The sequence below is a fragment of the Acidovorax sp. M14 genome, from assembly GCF_049331375.1.
Classification (GTDB): Bacteria; Pseudomonadota; Gammaproteobacteria; order Burkholderiales; family Burkholderiaceae_C; genus Acidovorax.
Genome location: NZ_CP186263.1, coordinates 4,060,343 through 4,081,937 on the forward strand (window position 1 = coordinate 4,060,343; position 21,595 = coordinate 4,081,937).

Sequence of the window (21,595 nt, forward strand, 5' to 3'; positions counted from 1 at the left end):
GGTGTTGGGATCAAAATCGGCCGGATGCGCTAGTCGAACATGCCTGAATAGCTATTGAATCAATAGCAACTACCCTTCCGCTCAGGACTTGCCCTTGCGCTGCAGGCCCTCCAGGCCGTTCAGGTCCACCTGCGACATCAGGCCGCGCAGCTCTTTCACACCGATCTTGTCCCCTTCGATGCTGACCACCAGGCCGTTCTTCAGGATGGTCTTGAACTCGGCGTGGCTGCCGTCCTTGTCGTAGCGCTGGTGCAGCGTGCGACCACCTTCCTGCCAGGTCTTTTCGGCGCTGGTCTGGTCTTCCTTCTCGCCCTGCACCATGCCCATGGCCATCACCGCCATCTGCCCGAGGCCGCCCACATCCACGATCTCCAGGCGCAGCTGCTTGTCATCGTTGCCATATTGCGCGCTGGCCTGGCTGGTGGGCAAGCCCAGGGCGGCGCCGTCCTGCACATCAAAACCCGTGCGGGGTAGGCCTGCCAGCTTCTCCGGCAGTGCCGCCTTGAGCGACTGGGCCGCGATGGCCTGCCCCCCACCCAGCACACCGGCCGCAGCCTTGGCGGCATCGCCCGTGGCGGCGGCGATGGCGGCCGGGTCCTGGCTCTTCTGGGCCTCTTCCATCTTGCGGGCGGCTTCTTCCATCTTCTTGCCTGCTGCTTCGAGACCTGCGGTGTCGATGGAGACCTTGCCGCCGGGCGTGTTCATGGTGATGGCAGGGGCGTCGGCGCCGCCAAACAGTGCACCGCTGCGCGGCATGAACAGCGCGCTGACGGCACCGATGACCACACCCATCACGATGGCCGCAATGATGACCACCACTGTGTAGCCCACCGACTTTTCAGGCGCACTGCGCATGAGCACCGGCAGGCCGGTGTAGAGCAGGTAGATGGAATACGCCGCCGCCAACAGGCCCAGCATGGCCAGCGAGGGCAGCAGGCTGAAGATGCCGCCCAGCAGGGCAGCCGTGCTGGCGTACACCGCCACCTTCTGTGCCTGGATGGCGTTCTTTTGCCCGCCGAAGGTGGGCGCCAGCGCATCGATGATGAAACCGAGCACCAGCAGGCCCACCAGGCTCAGCCCATACGACACGACCATGTTCACCAACCCGGACACAAACGGCACGCGGATGGTGACGCCAAAGCCGCCAAAACCGATCAGCGACATGCCGATGAAACCGCAGACCGCCGGGATGGCGGCCAGGATCATGGCGTAGCTGGTGAACAGGGTGGCGGTGTCGGTAGCCTCCGTGTCGATGGTGGCCCAGGCCTCCTTGGGTTGCAGAAGAATGCTTTTGGCGCGTTCAATCAGGTTCATGGTGCCCTCCCGGCAGTGTGCAAAGGCCTGCGATGACCCGCAGGCAAACGGAAAGCGCGGACGATACGGGACATTGCACCGGGCAGACCACCCGCGCCATCGCCTGCACGACCCAAAGCGTGGAATATGCACGCTTTTGCCGCACAAAGACGGCTTTTGGGGAACCTAGCGCAGGACCCGAAGCCTGCGAGCGTTCTCAGGCTTTGCGCAGCTTGTCGACGGTGTCGTGCAGGTGCTGCGTCCAGGTGCGGCGGTCGCGCTCGCCCGCCAGCTCGGGCGTGCCGTAGTGCACCACGGCTTCGATGGGCGGGGCGCTGAGCGTGCGCCAGATCGAGCCCACCAGGGTTTCATCGCCGATGTAGCTGGGTGCGAAGCTGGTGGCGCCGGTGGCCTTGTCGGCAAAGCGTAGCCCCACGGGCTGCACCGGTGCCTGCGCGGCTACGGCAGCCTGCAACAGGTTGGCGTGGAAGGGCAGCATCTCGCGCCCGTCACCCGTGGTGCCCTCGGGGAACACGGCCAGCACTTCGCCACGCTCCAGCGCCTCTTGCATGGACCGAACCATGCGCAGCGCATCGCGGCGCGAGCTGCGCTCGATGTAGAGCGTGCCAGCGGCCGTGGCCAGGGTGCCGATCAGCGGCCAGGCCTGCACGTCGGATTTGGAGACAAAACGGCAGTGCCGTGCGGCGTGCATCACCGGGATGTCGAGCCACGAGATGTGGTTGGCCACCAGCATCACCGGGCCGGTGACCGGGGGCCGCCCGAGGATGCGCAGGCTGATGCCCGCATGGGCCAGCAGCTCCATCGACCACACCTGCACGCGGGCGTGTTGCTGTTCCGGCGACAGCGACGGAAACCGCAGCGCCACGATCCACAGGCCCTTGGCAATATGGCCCAGCAGCCGCAAGAGGCGCCAGCTGGCGCGCAGGAACTTCACGGCTGGGCCTTATCGCGTTGAGTCGTCTCAGCTGCGGTCGAAAGCGACCTGTCCGCCCACCAGGGTCATGCGCACGCGGCCGGGCAGCTCGTAGCCCGAGAACGGCGTGTGTTTGCCCTGGCTGGCGAGCGCGTCGTCCTGCACCGTCCAGGCGGCCTGCGGGTCGAAGATGCAGAGGTCACCCACGCCGCCTTCCACGATCTGGCCCACGCTGGCCTGCAAGGTGCCCAGCGCGTTGCCCAGCACGCGTGCGGGCTCGGCGGTGACCACGGCCAGCGCGCGCTGCAAGGGCACGCCGCTGTCCTGCGACCACTTGAGTGCCAGCGACAGCAGCAGCTCCAGGCCCGTGGCGCCGGGTTCGGCCTCGGCGAACGGCAGGGTCTTGGCGTCTTCATCCACCGGGGTGTGGTCGGACACCAGCGCATCGATGGTGCCATCGAGCAGCGCCGCGCTCAGGGCGTCGCGGTCGCGCTGCTGGCGCAACGGCGGCGTCAGGCGCGCGCGGCTGTCAAAGAAGCCGATGTCGTTCTCGGTGAGGTGCAGCGAGTTCATGCTGACGTCGGCCGTGACTTTCAGGCCATCGGCCTTGGCGCGGCGCACCAACTCAACACCCGCAGCGCTGCTGAGGCGGCACAGGTGCACGCGCGCGCCGGTGGTCTTGAGCAGTTCAAAAATGGTGTGCAGCGCAATCGTCTCGGCCGCCACGGGCACGCCCGACAGGCCCAGCCGCGTGGCCAGCGCACCACTGGCGGCCACACCCTTGCCCAGGTGCATCTCCTGCGGGCGCAACCACACCGTGTAGCCAAAGGTGGCGGCGTATTGCAGCGCGCGCTGCAGCACCTGGGTGCTGGCCAGCGGCACCTCGGCCTGGCCAAAGCCCACGCAGCCGGATTCGGTCAACTCGGCCATCTCGGTCAGCACCTCGCCGGCCAAACCGCGCGTGAGCGCGCCCAGGGGGAACAGGCGCGACTGGTGCAGCTTCTCGGCGCGGAACTTGAGCATCTCCACCAGGCCGGGCTCGTCGAGCACGGGGTCGGTGTCGGGCGGGCAGACCAGGCTGGTCACGCCACCGGCCACGGCGGCAGCCATTTCGGATTCGAGCATGCCTTCGTGCTCGTGGCCCGGCTCACGCAGGCGCGCAGCCAGGTCCACCAGGCCGGGCAGCACGATGCAGCCGGCAGCGTTGATGGTGCGGTTGGGCGCAAAGTCAGGAGGCACACGGTTGACCCCCACGATGCGGCCTGCCGCCAGCGCGATGTCGCAGGTTTGGTCAAGGCCCGAGGCGGGGTCGATCACACGGCCGTTCTGGATCAGTATCTTCATGATTTCAAGCCAAATAGGCCGATAGCGCCGGTGATATATGCGCTAACAGCTACTAAAACAGGAGCATTCACCCGACGGATCACGCTTCATTCCCCGCGACGATGGACATCACCGCCATGCGCACCGCGATGCCGAAGGTCACCTGCGGCAGGATCACGCTCTGCTTGCCATCGACCACGGCGGAGTCGATTTCCACGCCGCGGTTGATGGGGCCGGGGTGCATCACGATGGCATCGGGCTTGGCCAGTTGCAGCTTTTCCTGCGTGAGACCGAAGCTCTTGAAATACTCCTGGCTGGACGGCAGCAGCGCGCCGCTCATGCGCTCGTTCTGCAGGCGCAGCATGATGACCACGTCGGCATCCTTGATGCCCTCTTCGAGCGTGTGGCACACGCGCACGCCCATCTGCGCCATGTCGCTGGGCACCAGGGTGCGCGGGCCCACCACGCGCACTTCGGCACAGCCCAAGGTGGTGAGGCCGTGGATGTCGGAGCGCGCCACACGCGAATGCAGCACGTCACCCACGATGGCCACGGTGAGGTTGCTGAAGTCCTTTTTGTAGTGGCGGATGGTGTACATGTCCAGCAGCCCCTGCGTGGGGTGGGCATGGCGGCCGTCGCCGGCGTTGATCACGTGCACATGGGGCGCCACGTGCTGGGCGATCAGGTAGGGCGCACCCGACTCGCTGTGCCGCACCACGAACAGGTCGGCCGCCATCGCGCTCAGGTTGGCGATGGTGTCGAGCAGCGATTCGCCCTTGCTGGCCGAGCTGCGCGCGATGTCCAGGTTGATCACGTCCGCCGACAGGCGCTTGGCCGCGATCTCGAAGGTGGTGCGGGTGCGCGTGCTGTTCTCGAAGAACAGGTTGAACACGCTCTTGCCGCGCAGCAGAGGCACCTTCTTCACTTCGCGGTCGTTCACGCTCACGAAGTTGGCGGCCGTGTCGAGGATGTGCGTGACGATGTCGCGCGGCAGGCCCTCGATGGACAGCAGGTGGATCAGCTCGCCGTTCTTGTTGAGTTGGGGGTTGCGCTTGTGCAGCACGGTCGGGCCTCTTTAGTCTTTGTCCTGGACTTGGAATTGGAAGGTGCCGCTGTCGCCCCGCGCCAGGGCCAGCGACTGGGCGGCGGGCAGCGCCACGCGCGCGGCGGCAAAGTCGGCCTGCACGGGCAGCTCGCGCCCACCCCGGTCCACCAGCACGGCCAGGCGCACGCTGGCGGGGCGGCCGTAGTCGAACAGCTCGTTGAGCACGGCGCGGATGGTGCGGCCGGTGTAAAGCACGTCGTCGAGCACCAGCACGTCGGCTCCGTTCACATCAAACGGCAGCGCGGTCTGTGCGCTGGCCGACAGGCCGCGCTGCGCGAAGTCGTCGCGGTGCATCACCGACGAGAGCACACCGGCGGGCCCTTCCAGGCCCAGGTCTTTTTGCAGGCGCTCGGCCAGCCAGGCACCGCCCGAGGCAATGCCCGCCAGGCGCGTGGTGGGGGTGAGCATGCTGCGCACGCCGCGCAGCAGTTCGCGGTACAGCGCCTCGGCGTCTAGCACCAGGCTGCCGGACATTCCGGGGGATGGGGTGGTCATGGAAGATTCCTCAAAAACTGTTCCAGGATGATGCAGGCCGAGGCCGCGTCGGCATCCTTGGCGCCACCAGCGATGGCTTCGGTGGTGCTGTAGCGCTCGTCCACCTCAAACACCTGCAGACCAAAGCGGCCACGCAACTGGCGCCCGAACTTGAGCGCACGTGCGGTGTTTTCGTGGGCTGCGCCGTCCGGGTGGTAAGGCACGCCGATCACCAAAGCGTCAGGCTGCCATTCCTTGATGCGCTCGGCCACCTGGGCAAAACGGGCGTCGCCCTCGGCCTGGATGGTGCGCTGGGGCGTGGCGCTCTTGAGCATGCGGTTGCCCGAGGCCACGCCCGTGCGCTTGAGGCCAAAGTCAAAAGCAAGAAAGGTCTGGAAATGCGCAGGAACGGCTGGCGGCTGGATCGACTGAACGGGCACGCCGGTCATGCGTGCCCCGCCTCGGGCGACAGCATCCAGGCCTGCAGGCCCAGCAGCGACAGGGCCCGGTCGTAACGCTCGGGCACGGGGGTATCGAAGATCACCGACAGATCGGCCGCCACGGTGAGCCAGGCGTTCTCGGCCAGCTCCGATTCGAGCTGCCCCTCGCCCCAGGACGAGTACCCCAGCGTGATGAGCACGCGGCGGGGGCCTGCGCCTGTAGACAGCGCTTCGAGCACGTCCTTGGAGGTGGTCATCTCCAGGCCGCCGGGGATGGTCATGGTGGAGGCATAGGCCGACTCGTCGGTTTCCCCCTTGTCCATGAGCATGGGTTCGTGCAGTACAAAACCGCGCTCGGTCTGCACCGGGCCGCCCTGGAAAACGGGCTCTTTGGTGAGGTCCTCGCGGCGCAGGGACAGGTCCACCTTGTCGAACAGGCCCTTGAGGGTGATATCGGTGGGCTTGTTGATGATGAGGCCGAGCGCACCGCGCTCGCTGTGCTCGCACAGATAGACGACGCTGCGCGCAAAAGACTCATCTTCCAGGCCGGGCATCGCGATCAGGAAATGATGCGTCAGGTTGATGGGCGCAGAATCGAAAGACATCCCGCAATTTTAACGGTGAACATGCCCCCCTCCCCCGAGCCCCGCTACCCCCGCGGCCTGGTCTGGTTCCGCCGCGACCTGCGCGCCCACGACCAGGCCGCCCTGTACCACGCGCTGACGCGCTGCGAGCAGGTGTTCTGCGCCTTTGTGTTCGACAAGGACATCCTCGACGCCCTGCCCCGCGCCGACCGGCGGGTGGAGTTCATCCGCGAGTCGCTGGTGGAGCTGGATGACACGCTGCGCGCGCTTTCGGGGCAGGAAAGGGGCGGCCTCATCGTGTGGCACGCGGTGGCCAGCGACGCCATTCCGGCCCTGGCCAGCGCCCTGGACGTGCAGGCTGTCTTTGCCAACCACGACGATGAACCCCAGGCGCTGGACCGCGACGGCCTGGTACGCACGCGCCTGGCGGCGGCCGGCAAGGCCTTTCACACCTTCAAGGACCACACCCTGCTGGAGCGCAGCGAGGTGCTGACGCAGACCGGCAAACCGTACAGCGTGTTCACGCCGTACAAGAATGCGTGGCTCAAGAAGATCGATGCGTTCCAGCTCAAGAGCTATCCGGTGGAGCGCCACGCCCACCATCTGGCAGCGCGCCCTGAGGCCCAATGCCAGCCTGTGCCCACCTTGCAGGACCTCGGGTTTGAGCCCACGGCCCTGTCCCAGCTGCGCCTGCCCACGGGAGCCCGGGGCGCACAGCAGCTGTTCGACGATTTTCTGGGCCGCATCGAGCGGTATGAGGACACGCGCAACTTTCCGGCAGTGAAAGGGCCCAGCTACCTGAGCGTGCACCTGCGGTTTGGCACCATCTCGCCGCGCTTGCTCGCGCGCACGGCGCACCGCCTGATGCTGGAAGGCAACCCCGGAGCCACGACCTGGCTCAGTGAGCTGATCTGGCGGGACTTCTATTTCCAGATCCTGCACCACCACCCGCATGTGGTGGGCCAGAGCTTCAAGCCGGCCTACGACGCCATCGCCTGGGAGACCGGCCCCGAAGCCGATGCCCTGTTTGCCGCTTGGTGCGAGGGCCGCACCGGCTACCCGCTGGTGGACGCCGCCATGGCGCAGATCAACCAGACGGGCTACATGCACAACCGCCTACGCATGGTAGTGGCCAGCTTTCTGGTGAAAGACCTGGGCATCGACTGGCGGCGCGGCGAGGCCTACTTTGCCACGCACCTCAATGACTTCGACCTGGCCGCCAACAACGGCGGCTGGCAGTGGGCCAGCTCCAGCGGGTGCGACGCCCAGCCCTATTTCCGCATCTTCAACCCGGTGAGCCAGAGCGAGAAGTTCGACCCGGAGGGCAAGTTCATCCGCCGCTACCTGCCCCTGCTCGCAGCGCTTCCCACCAAGGCGCTGCACGCCCCGTGGCTGGCGCGGCCGCTGGAGTTGCAGGAGGCGGGGGTACGCTTGGGTGACACCTACCCCCTGCCCGTGGTGGAGCATGACGCAGCGCGGCAGCGCACGCTGGAGCGCTACGCCGTCGTCAAGACGGCCGGGGGGTAACACCCGCCCTGTTGAGCAGGGCACACGGGGGGTCAGCGATGTGTCGTGGGCGGTAGTTCGTCCGGCGGGGGTTCCTCCGGCGCCATCTGCATGCCCTCGCCGCCCAGCGAGGCCCCCGCGGCCAGCCGCAGCCGCAAGCGGACATCGGTGCGGTTGTCCGCGTTGGCGATGGCTTCTTCGGGCGATATCGCGCCCGCCTCCACCATGCCCAGCAGCGACTGGTCAAAGCTCCACATGCCCTGCTCGCCGCTGCGGGTGATGGCGGTCTTGAGTTCGTCGATCTGCCCCTTCTGGATCAGCTCGGCCACATAGGGCGTCAGCAGCATGATCTCAGTAGCGGGTACCAGATGGCCCGCAAGCCCCTGGACCAGCCGCTGCGCAATCACGGCGCGCAGGTTGAGCGACAGGTCCATGAGCAGTTGGCGGTGCGCATCCTCGGGGAAGAAGTTGACGATGCGCTGCACGGCTTGGTTGGCGTTGTTGGCGTGCAGGGTGGACACACACAGGTGGCCGGATTCGGCGTAGTGCAGCGCGTGCTGCATGGTGGCCCGGTCGCGGATCTCGCCAATCATGATCACGTTAGGCGCCTCACGCATGGCGCGGCGCAGCGCTTCGTCATACGACAGGGTATCGAGCCCTACCTCGCGTTGCGTCACCAGGGATTTTTTGTGGCTGTGCAGGTATTCGATGGGGTCTTCCACCGTGAGGATGTGCCCGCCGGTGTGCGTGTTGCGATGGTCCAGCAGTGCAGCCAGCGTGGTGGTCTTGCCTGAGCCTGCCGAGCCCACCGTCAACACCAATCCCCCTTTGAGAAACGCCAGCCGCTGAAGCACGGGCGGCAACCCCAGTTCTTCCAGCGTGGGAATCCGCGCAATCACATGGCGAATCACCATGCCGACCTGCCCCCGCTGCATGTGCACATTCACCCGAAAGCGCTCGCCATCGGCGGTCTGCAGCGAGAGGTCACATTCCATCGTGGCCTCAAACTCCTTGCGCTGGGCCTCCCGCAGGATGGAATAGGCCATTTGCCGCACATCGTCGGCTGAGAGCACTTGCTGCGCAATGGGGATGAAGGCGCCCTGCCGCTTGATGGTGGGCGCTGCACCTGCCATCAGAAACAGGTCCGAAGCCCGCTCGCGCGCCACCAGGGCCAGGCAAGCCAGCAGCCGGGGATCGGGGGGCGGGGATGGTGTCAGCGGGTCCATCACGGAGACTCGGTCCGCCGTATCCATGCACGGGACACAAGCGATGGTGATGAATGAGCACTCCCGACCCAGGCTGACTCGCAGGGTCGGGAGTGGGCCTGCATGGTGTCAGGCCTCGGCCGCTGCGGCGATGCGGGCGTAGTGCTGGATCAGGCTCAGCAGCTCTTCGTCCGAATACGGCTTGCCCAGGTAGTGGTTCACGCCCAGTTCCATCGCATGCTCGCGGTGCTTTTCAGCAATGCGCGAGGTGATCATGATGATGGGCAGATCACGCAAGGCACCGTCCGCACGGATGTTGCGCGCCAGATCGAAGCCGTCCATGCGCGGCATTTCAATGTCGGACAGAACCACCGTCGGGCGCTCTTCCTGCAGACGCTCCAGCGCCTGCAGACCATCTGCCGCCAGGGCCACACGGTAGCCTTCGCGCTGCAGCAGGCGCTGCGTCACGCGGCGCACCGTGATGGAGTCGTCCACCACCAGCACCAAAGGCACCTGGCTCGGACCCGACAACTGCTGGGACACCACGGCTTTGCCCGTACCGCTGGCAGCGGGGGTGTCGGGTGCTGGCGCCATATCGGCACTGGCCGCACGCACCTGGTCGCCATACACCGTGGCCAAGGCCACCGGGTTGTAGATCAGTACCACGGCACCCGAGGCCAGCACAGACATGCCCGCCAGACCTGGCAGACGGGACAACTGCGGCCCCAGGTTCTTCACCACGACTTCCTGGTTGCCCAGCACTTCGTCCACGTGCATGGCCACGCGCTGGGCAGCGCTTCGGAAGATCACCACCGGGCGGGTCTTGCCCGCTGGCTCGGTGCTGCGGGCGGATGACTGCAGCAGGGCTCCCGACCAGAAGAACGGGATCTTCTCCATGCCGTCGTCAAATACACCGGTGCGATACGCCTCTGCGAGGTCGGGGGCCGACGTGCGGCGAACGATCTCGACCACGTTGGCCGGAACCCCGATCGCCAGATCGCCCGAGCGCAGCATCACCACCTGCGTCACCGCCGTGGTCAGCGGCAGCACCATGCGGAACGCAGCGCCCTTACCGGCCTCGGTCGTGGTTTCAATGCGGCCGCCGAGTGCGTTGATTTCGGCACGCACCACGTCCATGCCGATGCCACGACCTGCCAGGCCCGTGACCTCCGAGGCCGTCGAGAAGCCCGGCATGAAGATCAGGTTGGCGGCGTCAGCATCGCTCAGCTCCACGCCGGGTTCCACGATGCCCTGGGACAGGGCCTTTTCGCGGATGCGCGGCAGGTTCAGGCCCGCACCGTCATCACGGAACTCGACCGACACGTCATTGCCTTCGTGGTGCAGGTCCACCGTGATGGTGCCCGACGCCGGCTTGCCGGCCGCCATGCGGACCTCGGGCTCTTCGATGCCGTGGGCCACGCAATTGCGCAGTAAGTGCTCGAAGGCGGGTGTCATGCGGTCCAGCACGCCACGGTCCATTTCAATGGAGCCGCCGGTGATGTCCAGCTTGATCTGTTTGCCGGTTTCCTTGGAGGCCTGGCGCACTACGGCGTACAGGCGTTCGGCAATGCCTTCGAACTCCACCATGCGGGTGCGCAGCAGATCGCGCTGCAGCTCACGCGCCTGGCGGCCCTGGGCGATCAGGTCGTCTTCGGCGCCTTCCATGGCGCGTTGCAGATTGCGCTGCACCGTGGCCACGTCGTTGACCGACTCGGCCATCATGCGGGTCAACTCCTGCACCCGGGTGAAGCGGTCGAACTCCAGCGGATCGAAGCCTGCCGCAGAGTCCTTGGACAGCGCAAGGCGCGACTGCATCTGCGACTCGGCTTGCACCTCGATGTCGCGCAATTGCTGGCGCAAGCGGTCCAGGTTGCCCGACAGATCGGTGAGCGAGCTGCGGAACTGGCCCAGGCGCGCGTCGAGGCGCGAACGGCTGATCATCACCTCGCCCGCCTGGTTGACCAGGCGGTCCAGCAGCTGTGCACGCACGCGCACCGACTGGTTGGCCGCCACGCGCAGGGGCGCCAGTTGCGAGGGTCCTGGCAGGCGCACGGCCGGGGCCGTCATCGCCACCGGCTTGGCAGACGGTGCGGCCACCGACGGGACGGAAGCCTCCGACACATCCGCCACGCTGGCGCGGGCGGCAGGCACGGCTTCCACCGGCAAGGCCACCACACCGTCCGAGGGAGCCTGACCAATGGCACGCAGTGCCTCGAAGTTGGCTTGCAGGCCGTCGAAACTACCTTGCAGCGGCTCGATCTGGTCGGCCGTGACGGTCTCTGCGTCCAGTTGTTCGATCGCAGATTCCAGCCGATGGGCCATTTCGCCCAGGCGCATCGCACCGGCCAGTCGTGAACTGCCCTTGAGCGTATGCAGGGCCCGCAACACTTCGCTGCGGGCGCTGAGGTTGTCGGGGCGCGAGGCCCACTGGCGCAGCGCACCACCCAGTTGGGGCAGCAACTCGGCCGCCTCTTCTTCGAAGATGGGGAACAGGTCAGGGTCGATGACGTCGATCGCATCGATGTCGTCGTCCGCGTCCGGGATCGAGGCAATGGCGTGCGCGATGGCATCGTCAATGTGCTGATCATGGTCGTGGATGACCGCAGACAGCGCGGGGGCCACATGGCCCACGGCAGGTGCGGACACGGGCTCGGGCACGGCAGGTGCAGCTGGCTCTGGCTCGGCATCCGCGACGGGCGCCTTCGCCACCGGCTCTGGTGCCAATTCGGCAGCGGCAGCTTCGGACGCTTCCTGCTCGGCGGCGTCGAGGTAGGCCTGCGCATCCTCTTCGGGCGGAGACTGGGTGCTGACCACCTCGGTTTCCAGAATCTGGCGCAGCTGGGCCAGCACTTCCGGGCTGGGCTCTTTGAGGAACCCGGCAGCAAACTGGTGCAGCAGGCGACGGATGTCTTCCGCCGCTGCCATGAAGGCGGCCGCCTGTTCCTCGGTGCCCCCCGACTGCAATTGCACATGCTGCAGCGTGTGCTCCAGCACGCGGGCCATTTCGGACAACGCGGTGAAGCCTACCGTGGCCGAACTGCCGGCCAGCGAGTGCGACAAGGCCACGGCCGTGTCAGGCAGCGGCTCGTGCAGCTCCAGCGCCCATTCCTGCAAGCAGGTCACCAGGCGACGAGACCATTCATCAGCCTCATTCAGGTACACGTTGTAGAGCGGGATGCCAATGCGCAGCGTGTCGATGACCTTGACGGCATCGTCGCTGCCGCCTTCTTCCTGCGGCAGGGCATCGAGCAGATTCGCCACGTCTTGCGCGGACTCTGCTTCAGCGAGGTCGTCTGGCAAGGCTTCGGGACTTGCCTCGGCAACGTCCTCGGGGGCAGGTGCCTGCAGTGCAGCAGCCTCGGCCGACTCGGCCTCCAGCAGCTTCTCCAGCTCGGCCACATCCAGCGCTTCCAACCCGTCCGAAGGAACGCTGGCCTCCGTGACCACCCCGGTTTCCGGTTCGGGCGCGTCGAGCACCAGGTCTTCCGGTAGCAGGAATTCGTCGCCCAGAGCGTCTGCGGGGACTTCCAGCGGCGCGTCGACGGGCTCTGCGTGAGCCATTGCTGGCGCAGGCGTCTCGGCCGACACGGGTTCCAGATCGGGCAGCTCCAGGTCGAGTACGAAGTCTGCGCTGGACGGATCCACCGCCGGTGCGGGCTCGGGAGCGGACTCGTTGAGTGCTGCGGTGAACACGGAGAAGTCGATCTCCTCGGCCACCTCTGGCGCAGCGCTGGCAGCTTCGGCAGGCTGTTCGGGCACATGGTCCGAGATCTCGGTGGCCTGGAAGTCCGGCACCATCAGTTCGTCTTCGAGCGTATCAGCAGGGAGGGCCGTCGCCGCCATGGTCGGCTCCGGTGCGGGCTCCTCTGCGACGTCTGCCACTGCCGAGTCCAGGACGGGCTCCAGCGCGGCAGTGCCGCCAGAGGCCATGGCCAGCGGCACCAATGTGCCGTCCAGACGCATGGCGTCGGCAGATCGACGGAAGGACTCGGGGTCCCAGCCCGTCGCCCGGCCTGCAGCGATGTCATCGGCCCAGCTGCTGAAGGCATGCAGGGCATCGGTCGACAACTGCAGCAAGCTGGGCTGCATGGGCTTTTGTTCGGCAAGCCAGACGTTGAGCACCTGCTCCATCGACCACGCGGCTTCGCCAAAGTCGTTCAGCCCCACCATGCGCGAACTGCCCTTGAGCGTATGGAACGCACGACGCAGTGTGGTCTGCTCGCTCAGGTCACCGGGCTCGCCCCGCAGCTGCTCGATGGCAGCCAGGCCGTTCACCACCACTTCGCGCGCCTCTTCGAGGAACACGTCGAGCAGTTCGTCTTCCACATCGGGCACTGCGGCGGGCGCAGCGGCGGGCACCGGGGACGCCGCCTCGGCTGGCGCAGGGGCCACCACGGCAGGGGCCGGAACGTCAAAAGAAATGTCCGGGGCCAGGCCGGCGGGCTCAGCCGCCACGCCAGCATCGGCCGCAGGGGCCGAATCAAAATCAGGGAACGGCGCAAAGTCCGTGGGCTCGCTGGCAGGCTCCTGCACAGGGAACCGGGGAATCACGTCGGGCACCACGGTGGCTGAACGCTCTTCCAGCTTGGCGGGCGCTTCTTCCACCGCATCGGAGGCGCGCGCACGGGTCTTGCCCATGAGGATGCGCAACTCGCCCAGATCTTCGTCGTAGACGAAAAGCTTGCGCGCCATGGTGCGCTGGTAGCTCAGCATGTCGATCAGGAAGCCCAAGGCTCCCAGGCTGTTGCCCAGCTTTTCAAATGCGCCCTGGCGTTCTTCTTCGGGCACTTCATTGATCAGCAGACGCTCCACCGTGTCGCGCATGCGAACCACGGCCAGCGACGCCTGGTCCAACCCCAGCACCGACAGCACGCCACGCATTTGCGCTAGATGCCCTGGCACGGTCGCCAACACGCCGGTGTCCTTGGGATTCCGGAAAAACTGGTCCATGGCCTTTTCGGCCTCGCCCAGGGTCACCCTGAGTTCATCGACCACGCTGCCCATGGTCTGGTTGTCGCTGACCCGGCGGTACAGCTCTTCCATCCATTGTTCGAGCGGTTCGGGCTCGGCACCTGCCGTGACCGCGTCCAGACGCTCTGCGAGACGGCTGGCGCGGGCTTCCATCTGCTCGTCCGCCGTGTCCAGCTCTTCAAAAGCCGCTTGCAGATACAGCACCGAGGTGGCCACTTCCATGGCCAACGCGGGCGATGGAGGCTCACCCGATCGGGTGGTGGAATCAAGGGCACGCGTCAGCGCTTGCGCCAGGTTCTCGCTACCGGGATGGAGTTTGCGCAGCGAATCGCACACCAGACTGAACTGGTCTGCGGCTGGCTTGAGTTTGTTGCGGTCACCGCCCGCCAGGGCGGACCAGGTTTCCGTGGCGGAGGCAATGCGCTTGCGCGCCTGGGCCAGCACCGCCGGGTCAAAACGGCCAAAGCGGGCGGTCTCGTAGTCCACCGGCTTGAACCGGTCCAACGCAAAAGCTTGGCGAACCGCCCGCAGCGATGGCGCAGCGTCATCCGGGAGATCTGCCACCCGCGCCTGCGAGCAGAAGAACAGCAGATCCTGCACCAGCCGGTCGGCAATCGTCGGATCACCCTTGGCCAGGGTGGCGTACTGCATGAGCACACGGGACGCCACGCGCTTCACGTACACATCCGGCGGCAAGAGCCCTGAGCCAAAGGCATCGAAGAAGCCCGCGCAGATTTTCCAGAACGCGCGAGCCTGCCGGTCCGTCTGGGCAGCCACAAAGCCCAGGCAGGTGTCGCGCAAGCTGAGGGCGGCCTTCAGATCACCCGACTTGACGATGCGCAGCACTGCAGCATCCAGCCGCGCACGCGCCTCGGGACCATAAGGCAACGGAGGCAGCGACACCGCGCCTTCAGGCTCGCGGAAACGGCGTTCCACCGGCCACAGGTCTGCGGGGTGAACACGATCAGCACCCGCCAGGGCCTGCGCATCACGGTATTGCGGAAACAGCGCCACGGGCGACACGGCTTTGCCGGCCAGCACGGTTTCCAGGTATTCGATCAGCGCAAAACTGGCACGCTCGATAACGGCGGCAGCGTCATCGCTGCAGGTCTCGGGGCGCTGAACAAACTTCTGCACCGCCGATTCCATAGACCGCAGCACCAGCGCGGGCGGGCCCATGCCCACCATTTCCAGCGCGCCGCAGGCCTGGTGCAACTGCTGGCGTGCAATGCGCAAGGGGCCAGCGTCCAGCGCCGCCAGATCGGACTCGCGTGCTACCTCGGCATCACGCACAAAGCGACGCATCGCCTTGACGGCACCGTCCAGGGATTTGCGCAGCTCGTCAAGCACCCAAGCCAAAGGACCCAGGTCCTGATCTCCCTGGGTCCCGTCGGCGGCCGGTGCATTGTTGACATCAATAGATGACATGGATTCGTCCCCGGCTGCAATGAGCCAGCTGGTTGATGACTAACTGCTGCGTCAGGCGATCTTGAACCGTGCCACCGATTGGCGCAGTTCTTCGGCCATGTGCGAGAGCTCGCGCACCTGTTGCGCAGTCGTGCGGGTACCTTCACCCGTCTGTTCGGTCACCGCAAAAATGTGCTGGATGTTGTCGGCCACTTCGTTGGCCAGAACAGCTTCCCGGGAAGTCGAAGACGAAATCTGCTCAATCAGTTCAGCCAGACGGCGCGACACGCGGTCGATTTCGGTCAGTGCGGTACCGGCGCTGTCGGACAGCCGAGCCCCTTCCACCACACCCTGCGTGGAGCGCTCCATAGCGGCCACGGCGTCCTGGGTGTCGGTCTGAATGGCTTTCACCAGCGCCGAGATCTGGCGCGTAGCGTCTGCGGAGCGTTCAGCAAGGCGCTGCACTTCTTCCGCCACCACCGAGAAGCCGCGACCGGCTTCACCGGCAGACGCGGCCTGAATGGCGGCGTTCAGAGCCAGCACGTTCGTCTGCTCGGTAATGTCAGAAATCAGCTCGGTGATTTCACCGATCTCCTGCGACGATTCGCCCAGGCGTTTGATCCGCTTGGAGGTGTCCTGGATCTGGTCGCGGATGGAGTTCATACCGCCGATGGCGTTCTGCACGGCCTGCAGACCCGAGTCCGCAGCTTGCAGCGACTGACGGGCCACCGTGGCGGACTCTTGCGCCTGTGTGGACACCTCGTTGATTCGGGTCGCCATGTCCAGAACGGAGCGGCCGGTTTCGCGAATTTCGCGCAGCTGCTCGGTCGATGCTGCCAGCAGCTCGGTCGAGGTGTTGTCCACCTGAGCGGTCGTCTGCGCCACGCGGGTCGCCGTGTTCTGCACGCTGCCCACCAGCTGGCGCAACTCTTCCACCGTGTAGTTCACCGAGTCGGCAATAGCGCCGGTGATGTCTTCCGTCACCGTGGCTTCTTGCGTCAAGTCACCTTCAGCAACCGACTGCAATTCGTTCATCAAACGCAAAATGGCGGCCTGGTTGGCGTCGTTGACGCGCTTGGCTTCCTGCTCCTGGCGCTTGGCGTCGCGTTGCTGGTTTTCAGCAGCTGCCTGACGGCCACGGCTGTCCAGCAGCTGAACGCGCGAAATACCGATACCGCAAAGCAGCACGAACAAGCCAGCAAGCGCCAGAGCGGCGAACTGGCCGGCGCCCAGACCGGTCTGGGCGGACAGCTTGCTCTGCAGGCCTTCCAGTTGGCGGCGCAGGGGCTCGCTGTCGGCAATGATGGCGGACTGCGCTTCACGGGCAGACACCAGACCTTGCAGGTTGCCCAGAATGGCGCTGGCCTGGGTACGGGTCTGTTCGTACAGCTTGATCAGAGCCTCCAGCTGCTCGCGGGTCTGCGCGTCCTTGGTGGCCGACAGGCGCAACTCGGGGCTGCCTTCCAGCAGGCCTTGTGCAATTTCCTTGAAGGAGTTCAAGTCCTTGCCCAGCAGGAACACGGCCTCGGGGCTCACGCCTTCCATGGTCTGGAACTCGTTGGCAGACTTACCGATACGCTGGGTCAACATCACCAGCTGGCCTGCGGCAGAGATTTCTGCCGCAGGAGCGTTTTGCTGCAGCTTGAGCGACGACACCGTTTCAGCGATTTCCAGCAGGTCGGACGACTGGCGGTTGATGGTGCGCAGAGCATCACCGACCTGCGTCAGGATCTTTTGCTGGCCCATCACCACGCTGGCATTGCGCTCCGCGCGCTCCATCAGGGGGTTGACGGCATCCAGATCGGGCTTGAAGGGTTCGCCCAGCGACTGCACACCCAGCTCGTTGTCACCCGAATTCAGGGCGCGCACGTTGCGGGCCAACACGCCCGAGCTTTCCACCACGTCCGGGAACGCCTGTGGACTACCCACCAGCGCCTGCGACACCGACTTGGCGAGACGTTGCGACTGCATCAGCGACTGGCCGGTAGCCGCCAGTTGTTGCGCGGAACGATCGGCCTGCTGCAGCACCCAACCGGCGATCAGTGCCAGCACCACCACCCCCACGGCCAGCAAGGCCAGCAGCCGGCGCTGATGGCCGGCAGCGGTCGAGCGGCCCAGCAAGGGCAGGCTGATGAGGTCTTCTTCCGCTTCGGGCGCGGTCAGTTCCGGCGTGTAGCCGTCGGGATCGCCCTGGACGCTGTTCATGGCTTCGGCCTGGTAGGAGTCGCGCAGTTGCGAGCCATCCAGGGCTCCCGTGGCCAGGAGGTCCTGCCCATCGTCGGTCGCGCCGGTGGCTGCGCCGGTATCAGGCGTGGCGGGTTTCCGGTTGAACAGTTTTCCAAATTGATTGACGACGGACATGGTGCAGCCTTACAGAAAAACTCAAGCACTGATGCTCAGGAAAGCGGGATGTTGGGACAGGATCTGCAAGTTCAGCTCCTGCCAGCGTGTGCCACTGGAATCGATATAGGTGGTGCCGAAGAAGCTGGGCGAATCCTCGGCCGGCGGTTCGGACGACACAAACGCGTCCGTGCCGCGCAGCCCGGCCAGGCGGTCCACCAGCAGGGCGGCATTGACGTCGAGCGCGGCGTTGAACGCGAGCAGGCTGGCCTCGGACAAGGCTTGCTCGGTGCGCGGTACGGTGGAACCGAGCAAACCCGCCAGGTCCACCACCCCCACCAGGCCACCGCGCAGGTTGGCCACGCCCAGAAACCAGCTCTGGGTGTAAGGCACGGCCTGCACCGACACCCAGGGGAAGATCTCCCCGGACTGCCCCAGGGGCAGCAAATAGGAATTCCCGGCGGACTCTACAGCCAGCCAGGAGGACACGGACGTACCTTCGGACCTTGCAGCCTGCAAGCGGCTGGCAAGTCGGGTCTGGAGCTCCCGTAGGGCTTCGCGGTTTGCCATGAGCGCGCCGCTGCCTCAGTTCAGAGCGTCGATTTTGGCCTGCAGCTCTGCGGGGTCCACCGGCTTGGTGATGTAGCCGCGCGCACCTTGGCGCATGCCCCAGACACGGTCGGTTTCCTGGTTCTTGCTGGTGCACATGATGATGGGCACATCAGCGTAAAGGGGGTCGCGGGTAATGGCACGCGTGAGCTGGAAGCCATTTTGGCCGGGCATCACTACATCCATCAGGATGAGATCGGGCTTGTCTTCGGCCAGACGGCGAAATGCCTCTTCGGCATTTTCTGCAGTACGGACTTGCATGCCTTTTTTCTGAAGCAGGTCCGTCAAAAACATCAACTCGGTCTTCGAGTCGTCGACGACCAATACTTTCTGAATGGGCATTAGAGGGCTCCTTGTTGGGAATTGCCAAACTGCTGCACGGCCTGCAACAGCTGGTCTTTGGTAAACGGCTTGGTGAGATATTCCTGGCAGCCGACCATGCGCCCGCGCGCCTTGTCGAACACACCATCCTTGGAGGACAGCATGACCACCGGGGTATCCGCAAAACGGGCGTTGCGCTTGATGATGGCGCAGGTCTGGTACCCGTCGAGCTTGGGCATGAGGATGTCGCAGAAAATCAGCTGAGGCTGGTAATCGTTGACCTTGGCCAAAGCATCAAAGCCGTCGTCGGCCAACAAGACTTCGTGCCCCCCCTGCTTGAGAAAAATCTCGGCGCTTCGACGGATGGTGTTGCTGTCATCCACCACGAGCACTTTGAAAGATGCGCCTGTTGTAGTCAATTGTCACTGCTCCCGATGGAGAAAATAAACAACGCAGCAGCGAATGGTGCTGAAGCGCCTCAGATCTGGACCATCTCGAAATCTTCCTTGCGGGCGCCACATTCTGGGCAAGTCCAGTTCATCGGTACCTGATCCCAGGGCGTGCCGGGTGCAATGCCGTGCTCGGGAGACCCCGCCGCTTCGTCATAAATCCAGCCGCAAATCAAACACATCCAAGTTTTAAAGTCGGTCACAGCTTAAAGGGCCTTCACATAGAATGCAACGATTGTATCTAGCGATTTCCGCGGCCTGCAGCTTCCGTGCCACCCCTCCAGCAGGATCTGGTCCATGACCACCAAAGCCTCCCTTCCCCCCTCCGAAATCCCAGATATTGACGACGATGACGCGGAGGAAGCGAGCCCGGCCTGTGTGCTGGTCTTCAACGCCAGCGACCCCAGTGGAGCGGGCGGACTGACCGCCGACATCACCACCATCGCCTCCGTCGGCGGACACCCGATTGCCGTGGTCACCGGGGCCTATGCCCGCGACACGGCTCAGATTTTTGACCACTTCAGCTTCGACGACGAGGCGGTGTCCGAGCAGGCGCGCGCGGTGCTGGAAGACCTTCCCGTGCAGGCGATCAAGGTCGGCTTTGTGGGCAGCACCGAGAACATCAGCACCATTGCCGAGATCACGACCGACTACGACGAAGTCCCCGTGATCGCCTACATGCCCAACCTGTCCTGGTGGCGCGACGAGCTGATAGACGAGTACCTCGACGCCTTCCGCGAGCTGTTGCTGCCCCAGACCTCGGTGTTGGTTGGAAACCACAGCACCCTGTGGCGCTGGCTGCTGCCGGACTGGACGGGCGAGCGCAGCCCCACCGCCCGTGACATTGCCCGTGCCGCCTCCGAGATGGGCGTGCCTTACACCTTGGTCACCGGCATCCCGCTGCCCGAGCAGTTTGTCGAGAACGTGCTGGCCTCGCCGCAGACCGTGCTGGGCAGTGGCAAGTTCGAGCTGTTCGATGCCACCTTCTCCGGTGCAGGCGACACCCTGTCAGCAGCCCTCACGGCCCTGGTGGCCGCCGGCAACGATCTGGGCGAAGCCACCAGCGAAGCACTGGGCTATCTGGACCGCTGCCTGGATGCAGGCTTTCGCCCCGGCATGGGGCACATCGTGCCCGACCGCATGTTCTGGGCACAGCCCGAGGACGACGAGACCGGCGGCGACGAAGAAGAACCCACGATTGACGAAACACAGGCCCTGGAGGGTTTTGTGATGCCACCCCATGACACCAAGCACTGATCTCAATATCCCCCTGTTCGAACGCGCCAAGGCGCTGATCCCCGGAGGCGTGAATTCGCCCGTGCGGGCCTTCAAGGCGGTCGGAGGCACACCCCGCTTTGTCAAGCGTGCGCAAGGCGCCTACTTCTGGGATGCGAACGACCAGCGCTTCATCGACTACATCGGCTCCTGGGGCCCGATGATCCTCGGCCACGGCCACCCGGCGGTGCTGGAGGCCGTGCAGAAGGCCGCGCTCGAAGGCTTCAGTTTTGGCGCACCCACCGAGCGCGAAGTGGAGCTGGCCGAAGAGATCCTGAGCCTGGTCCCTTCGATGGAGATGATCCGCCTGGTCAGCTCGGGCACTGAAGCGGGCATGAGCGCCATTCGCCTCGCGCGCGGCGCCACGGGCCGCAGCAAGTTCATCAAGTTCGAAGGCTGCTACCACGGCCATGCCGACTCGCTGCTGGTCAAGGCCGGCTCGGGCCTGGCCACGTTTGGCAATGCCACCAGCGCCGGTGTGCCGCCCGAAGTGGTGCAGCACACCATCGTGCTCGAATACAACAACATCCCGCAGCTCGAAGAAGCCTTTGCCCTGCACGGCAAGGAGCTGGCCTGCGTGATGATCGAACCCATTGCGGGCAACATGAACCTGGTGCGCGCCAGCGTGCCGTTCATGAAACGCTGCCGCGAGCTGTGCACCGAGTACGGTGCGCTGCTGGTGCTGGATGAAGTGATGACGGGCTTCCGCGTGGCCCTGGGCAGCGCCCAAAGCGTGTACGCCAAGAGCATCCCCGGCTTCCAACCCGACCTCACCGTGCTGGGCAAGGTGATTGGCGGTGGCATGCCGCTGGCGGCCTTTGGCGGCCCGCGCGCCATCATGGAACACCTCGCGCCACTGGGCGGCGTGTACCAGGCGGGCACGCTGTCGGGCAACCCGGTGGCCACGGCATGCGGGCTGGCCACGCTGCGCGAGATCCAAAAGCCCGGCTTTTTCGATGCGCTGTCGGCCCGCACCCGCTCGCTGGTCGATGGGCTGCAAGCCGCCGCCACGGCAGAGGGGGTGCCGTTCTGCGGCGACTGCGAGGGCGGCATGTTCGGCTTTTTCCTGCTGCCCGAACTGCCGCAAAACTACGCCCAGGTGCTCAAGACCGACAGCGCACGCTTCAACCAGCTGTTCCACGGCCTGCTGGACCGGGGCATCTACATTGCACCGGCCCTGTACGAAGCCGGTTTTGTGAGCGCCGCCCACACCGCCGACGATGTGGCAGCCACCGTGACTGCTGCGCGCGAAGTGTTCAAGACGCTCTCAAAATAATAGCTACCTGCGCATATTGCACTAGCGCTTACTGCCAATTTGGCACTGAATGGCCCTCACGAGGGCCATTTTTCATGGCGGCA

At 65.4% G+C, this 21,595-nt stretch carries 17 protein-coding genes; 3 read left to right on the forward strand and 14 right to left on the reverse strand.

Annotation, left to right across the window (positions count from 1 at the left end; translation table 11 throughout):
* Positions 1–81: 81 nt before the first annotated feature.
* The 7 genes from ACOYR4_RS19005 to ACOYR4_RS19035 all read right to left on the reverse strand — a co-directional run bounded on the left by ACOYR4_RS19005 (position 82) and on the right by ACOYR4_RS19035 (position 6,174).
* On the reverse strand, positions 82–1,314 hold the full coding sequence (locus ACOYR4_RS19005) for a Yip1 family protein (protein WP_110960188.1): 1,233 nt from the start codon (positions 1,312–1,314) through the stop codon (positions 82–84).
* A 196-nt stretch (positions 1,315–1,510) separates the two neighbouring features.
* A complete protein-coding gene (locus ACOYR4_RS19010; protein WP_422847690.1) occupies positions 1,511–2,248 on the reverse strand; it encodes a lysophospholipid acyltransferase family protein in 738 nt (245 codons plus the stop codon).
* Between the two features lie 27 nt (positions 2,249–2,275).
* The gene (locus ACOYR4_RS19015; protein WP_209818242.1) at positions 2,276–3,571 is read right to left on the reverse strand and encodes a dihydroorotase; all 1,296 of its coding nucleotides are present in this window, start codon (positions 3,569–3,571) and stop codon (positions 2,276–2,278) included.
* Between the two features lie 79 nt (positions 3,572–3,650).
* A complete protein-coding gene (locus ACOYR4_RS19020) occupies positions 3,651–4,613 on the reverse strand; it encodes an aspartate carbamoyltransferase catalytic subunit (RefSeq protein WP_015015580.1) in 963 nt (320 codons plus the stop codon).
* Between the two features lie 12 nt (positions 4,614–4,625).
* Positions 4,626–5,150 (reverse strand): bifunctional pyr operon transcriptional regulator/uracil phosphoribosyltransferase PyrR, encoded by a 525-nt coding sequence (gene pyrR / locus ACOYR4_RS19025; protein WP_015015581.1) that lies wholly within the window; start codon positions 5,148–5,150, stop codon positions 4,626–4,628.
* Positions 5,147–5,578, reverse strand: coding sequence for a Holliday junction resolvase RuvX (gene ruvX, locus ACOYR4_RS19030; protein WP_110960191.1), 432 nt, complete (start codon positions 5,576–5,578; stop codon positions 5,147–5,149). Before ruvX ends, pyrR begins: the two co-directional genes overlap by 4 nt.
* Positions 5,575–6,174: a YqgE/AlgH family protein gene (locus ACOYR4_RS19035; RefSeq protein ID WP_015015583.1), complete on the reverse strand. Its 600-nt coding sequence runs from the start codon at positions 6,172–6,174 to the stop codon at positions 5,575–5,577. Before ACOYR4_RS19035 ends, ruvX begins: the two co-directional genes overlap by 4 nt.
* A 21-nt stretch (positions 6,175–6,195) precedes the next feature.
* Between ACOYR4_RS19035 and ACOYR4_RS19040 the strand changes: the two genes are divergently transcribed.
* Positions 6,196–7,680, forward strand: coding sequence for a cryptochrome/photolyase family protein (locus ACOYR4_RS19040; RefSeq protein WP_422849690.1), 1,485 nt, complete (start codon positions 6,196–6,198; stop codon positions 7,678–7,680).
* A gap of 32 nt (positions 7,681–7,712) precedes the next feature.
* Here the strand turns inward: ACOYR4_RS19040 and ACOYR4_RS19045 are convergent, their stop codons facing one another.
* The 7 genes from ACOYR4_RS19045 to ACOYR4_RS19075 all read right to left on the reverse strand — a co-directional run bounded on the left by ACOYR4_RS19045 (position 7,713) and on the right by ACOYR4_RS19075 (position 19,164).
* Entirely contained in the window at positions 7,713–8,885 is a 1,173-nt protein-coding gene (locus ACOYR4_RS19045) for a PilT/PilU family type 4a pilus ATPase (protein ID WP_422847691.1), read from the reverse strand.
* Between the two features lie 108 nt (positions 8,886–8,993).
* Complete coding sequence (locus ACOYR4_RS19050; protein ID WP_291443821.1) at positions 8,994–15,263, reverse strand: Hpt domain-containing protein; 6,270 nt, start codon at positions 15,261–15,263, stop codon at positions 8,994–8,996.
* Positions 15,264–15,314: 51 nt separating this feature from the next.
* The gene (locus ACOYR4_RS19055; RefSeq protein ID WP_209818236.1) at positions 15,315–17,603 is read right to left on the reverse strand and encodes a methyl-accepting chemotaxis protein; all 2,289 of its coding nucleotides are present in this window, start codon (positions 17,601–17,603) and stop codon (positions 15,315–15,317) included.
* Positions 17,604–17,624: 21 nt separating this feature from the next.
* Positions 17,625–18,152: a chemotaxis protein CheW gene (locus ACOYR4_RS19060; protein WP_422847692.1), complete on the reverse strand. Its 528-nt coding sequence runs from the start codon at positions 18,150–18,152 to the stop codon at positions 17,625–17,627.
* Between the two features lie 15 nt (positions 18,153–18,167).
* Positions 18,168–18,533 carry a response regulator gene (locus tag ACOYR4_RS19065; protein ID WP_007853160.1) on the reverse strand — a complete coding sequence of 122 codons (366 nt, stop codon included), beginning with the start codon at positions 18,531–18,533 and terminating at the stop codon, positions 18,168–18,170.
* The gene (locus ACOYR4_RS19070) at positions 18,533–18,931 is read right to left on the reverse strand and encodes a response regulator (RefSeq protein WP_060984016.1); all 399 of its coding nucleotides are present in this window, start codon (positions 18,929–18,931) and stop codon (positions 18,533–18,535) included. The genes ACOYR4_RS19065 and ACOYR4_RS19070 overlap by 1 nt, the downstream gene beginning before the upstream one ends.
* A 59-nt stretch (positions 18,932–18,990) precedes the next feature.
* Positions 18,991–19,164, reverse strand: a complete 174-nt coding sequence (locus ACOYR4_RS19075; protein WP_082753119.1) for a rubredoxin — start codon at positions 19,162–19,164, stop codon at positions 18,991–18,993.
* Between the two features lie 94 nt (positions 19,165–19,258).
* Here ACOYR4_RS19075 and thiD point away from each other — a divergent pair, with 94 nt between their 5' ends.
* Together thiD and hemL are read left to right on the forward strand one after the other, a co-directional pair.
* Positions 19,259–20,218 carry a bifunctional hydroxymethylpyrimidine kinase/phosphomethylpyrimidine kinase gene (gene thiD / locus ACOYR4_RS19080; protein ID WP_422847693.1) on the forward strand — a complete coding sequence of 320 codons (960 nt, stop codon included), beginning with the start codon at positions 19,259–19,261 and terminating at the stop codon, positions 20,216–20,218.
* On the forward strand, positions 20,202–21,512 hold the full coding sequence (gene hemL / locus ACOYR4_RS19085; RefSeq protein WP_422847694.1) for a glutamate-1-semialdehyde 2,1-aminomutase: 1,311 nt from the start codon (positions 20,202–20,204) through the stop codon (positions 21,510–21,512). The genes thiD and hemL overlap by 17 nt, the downstream gene beginning before the upstream one ends.
* Positions 21,513–21,595: the final 83 nt, after the last annotated feature.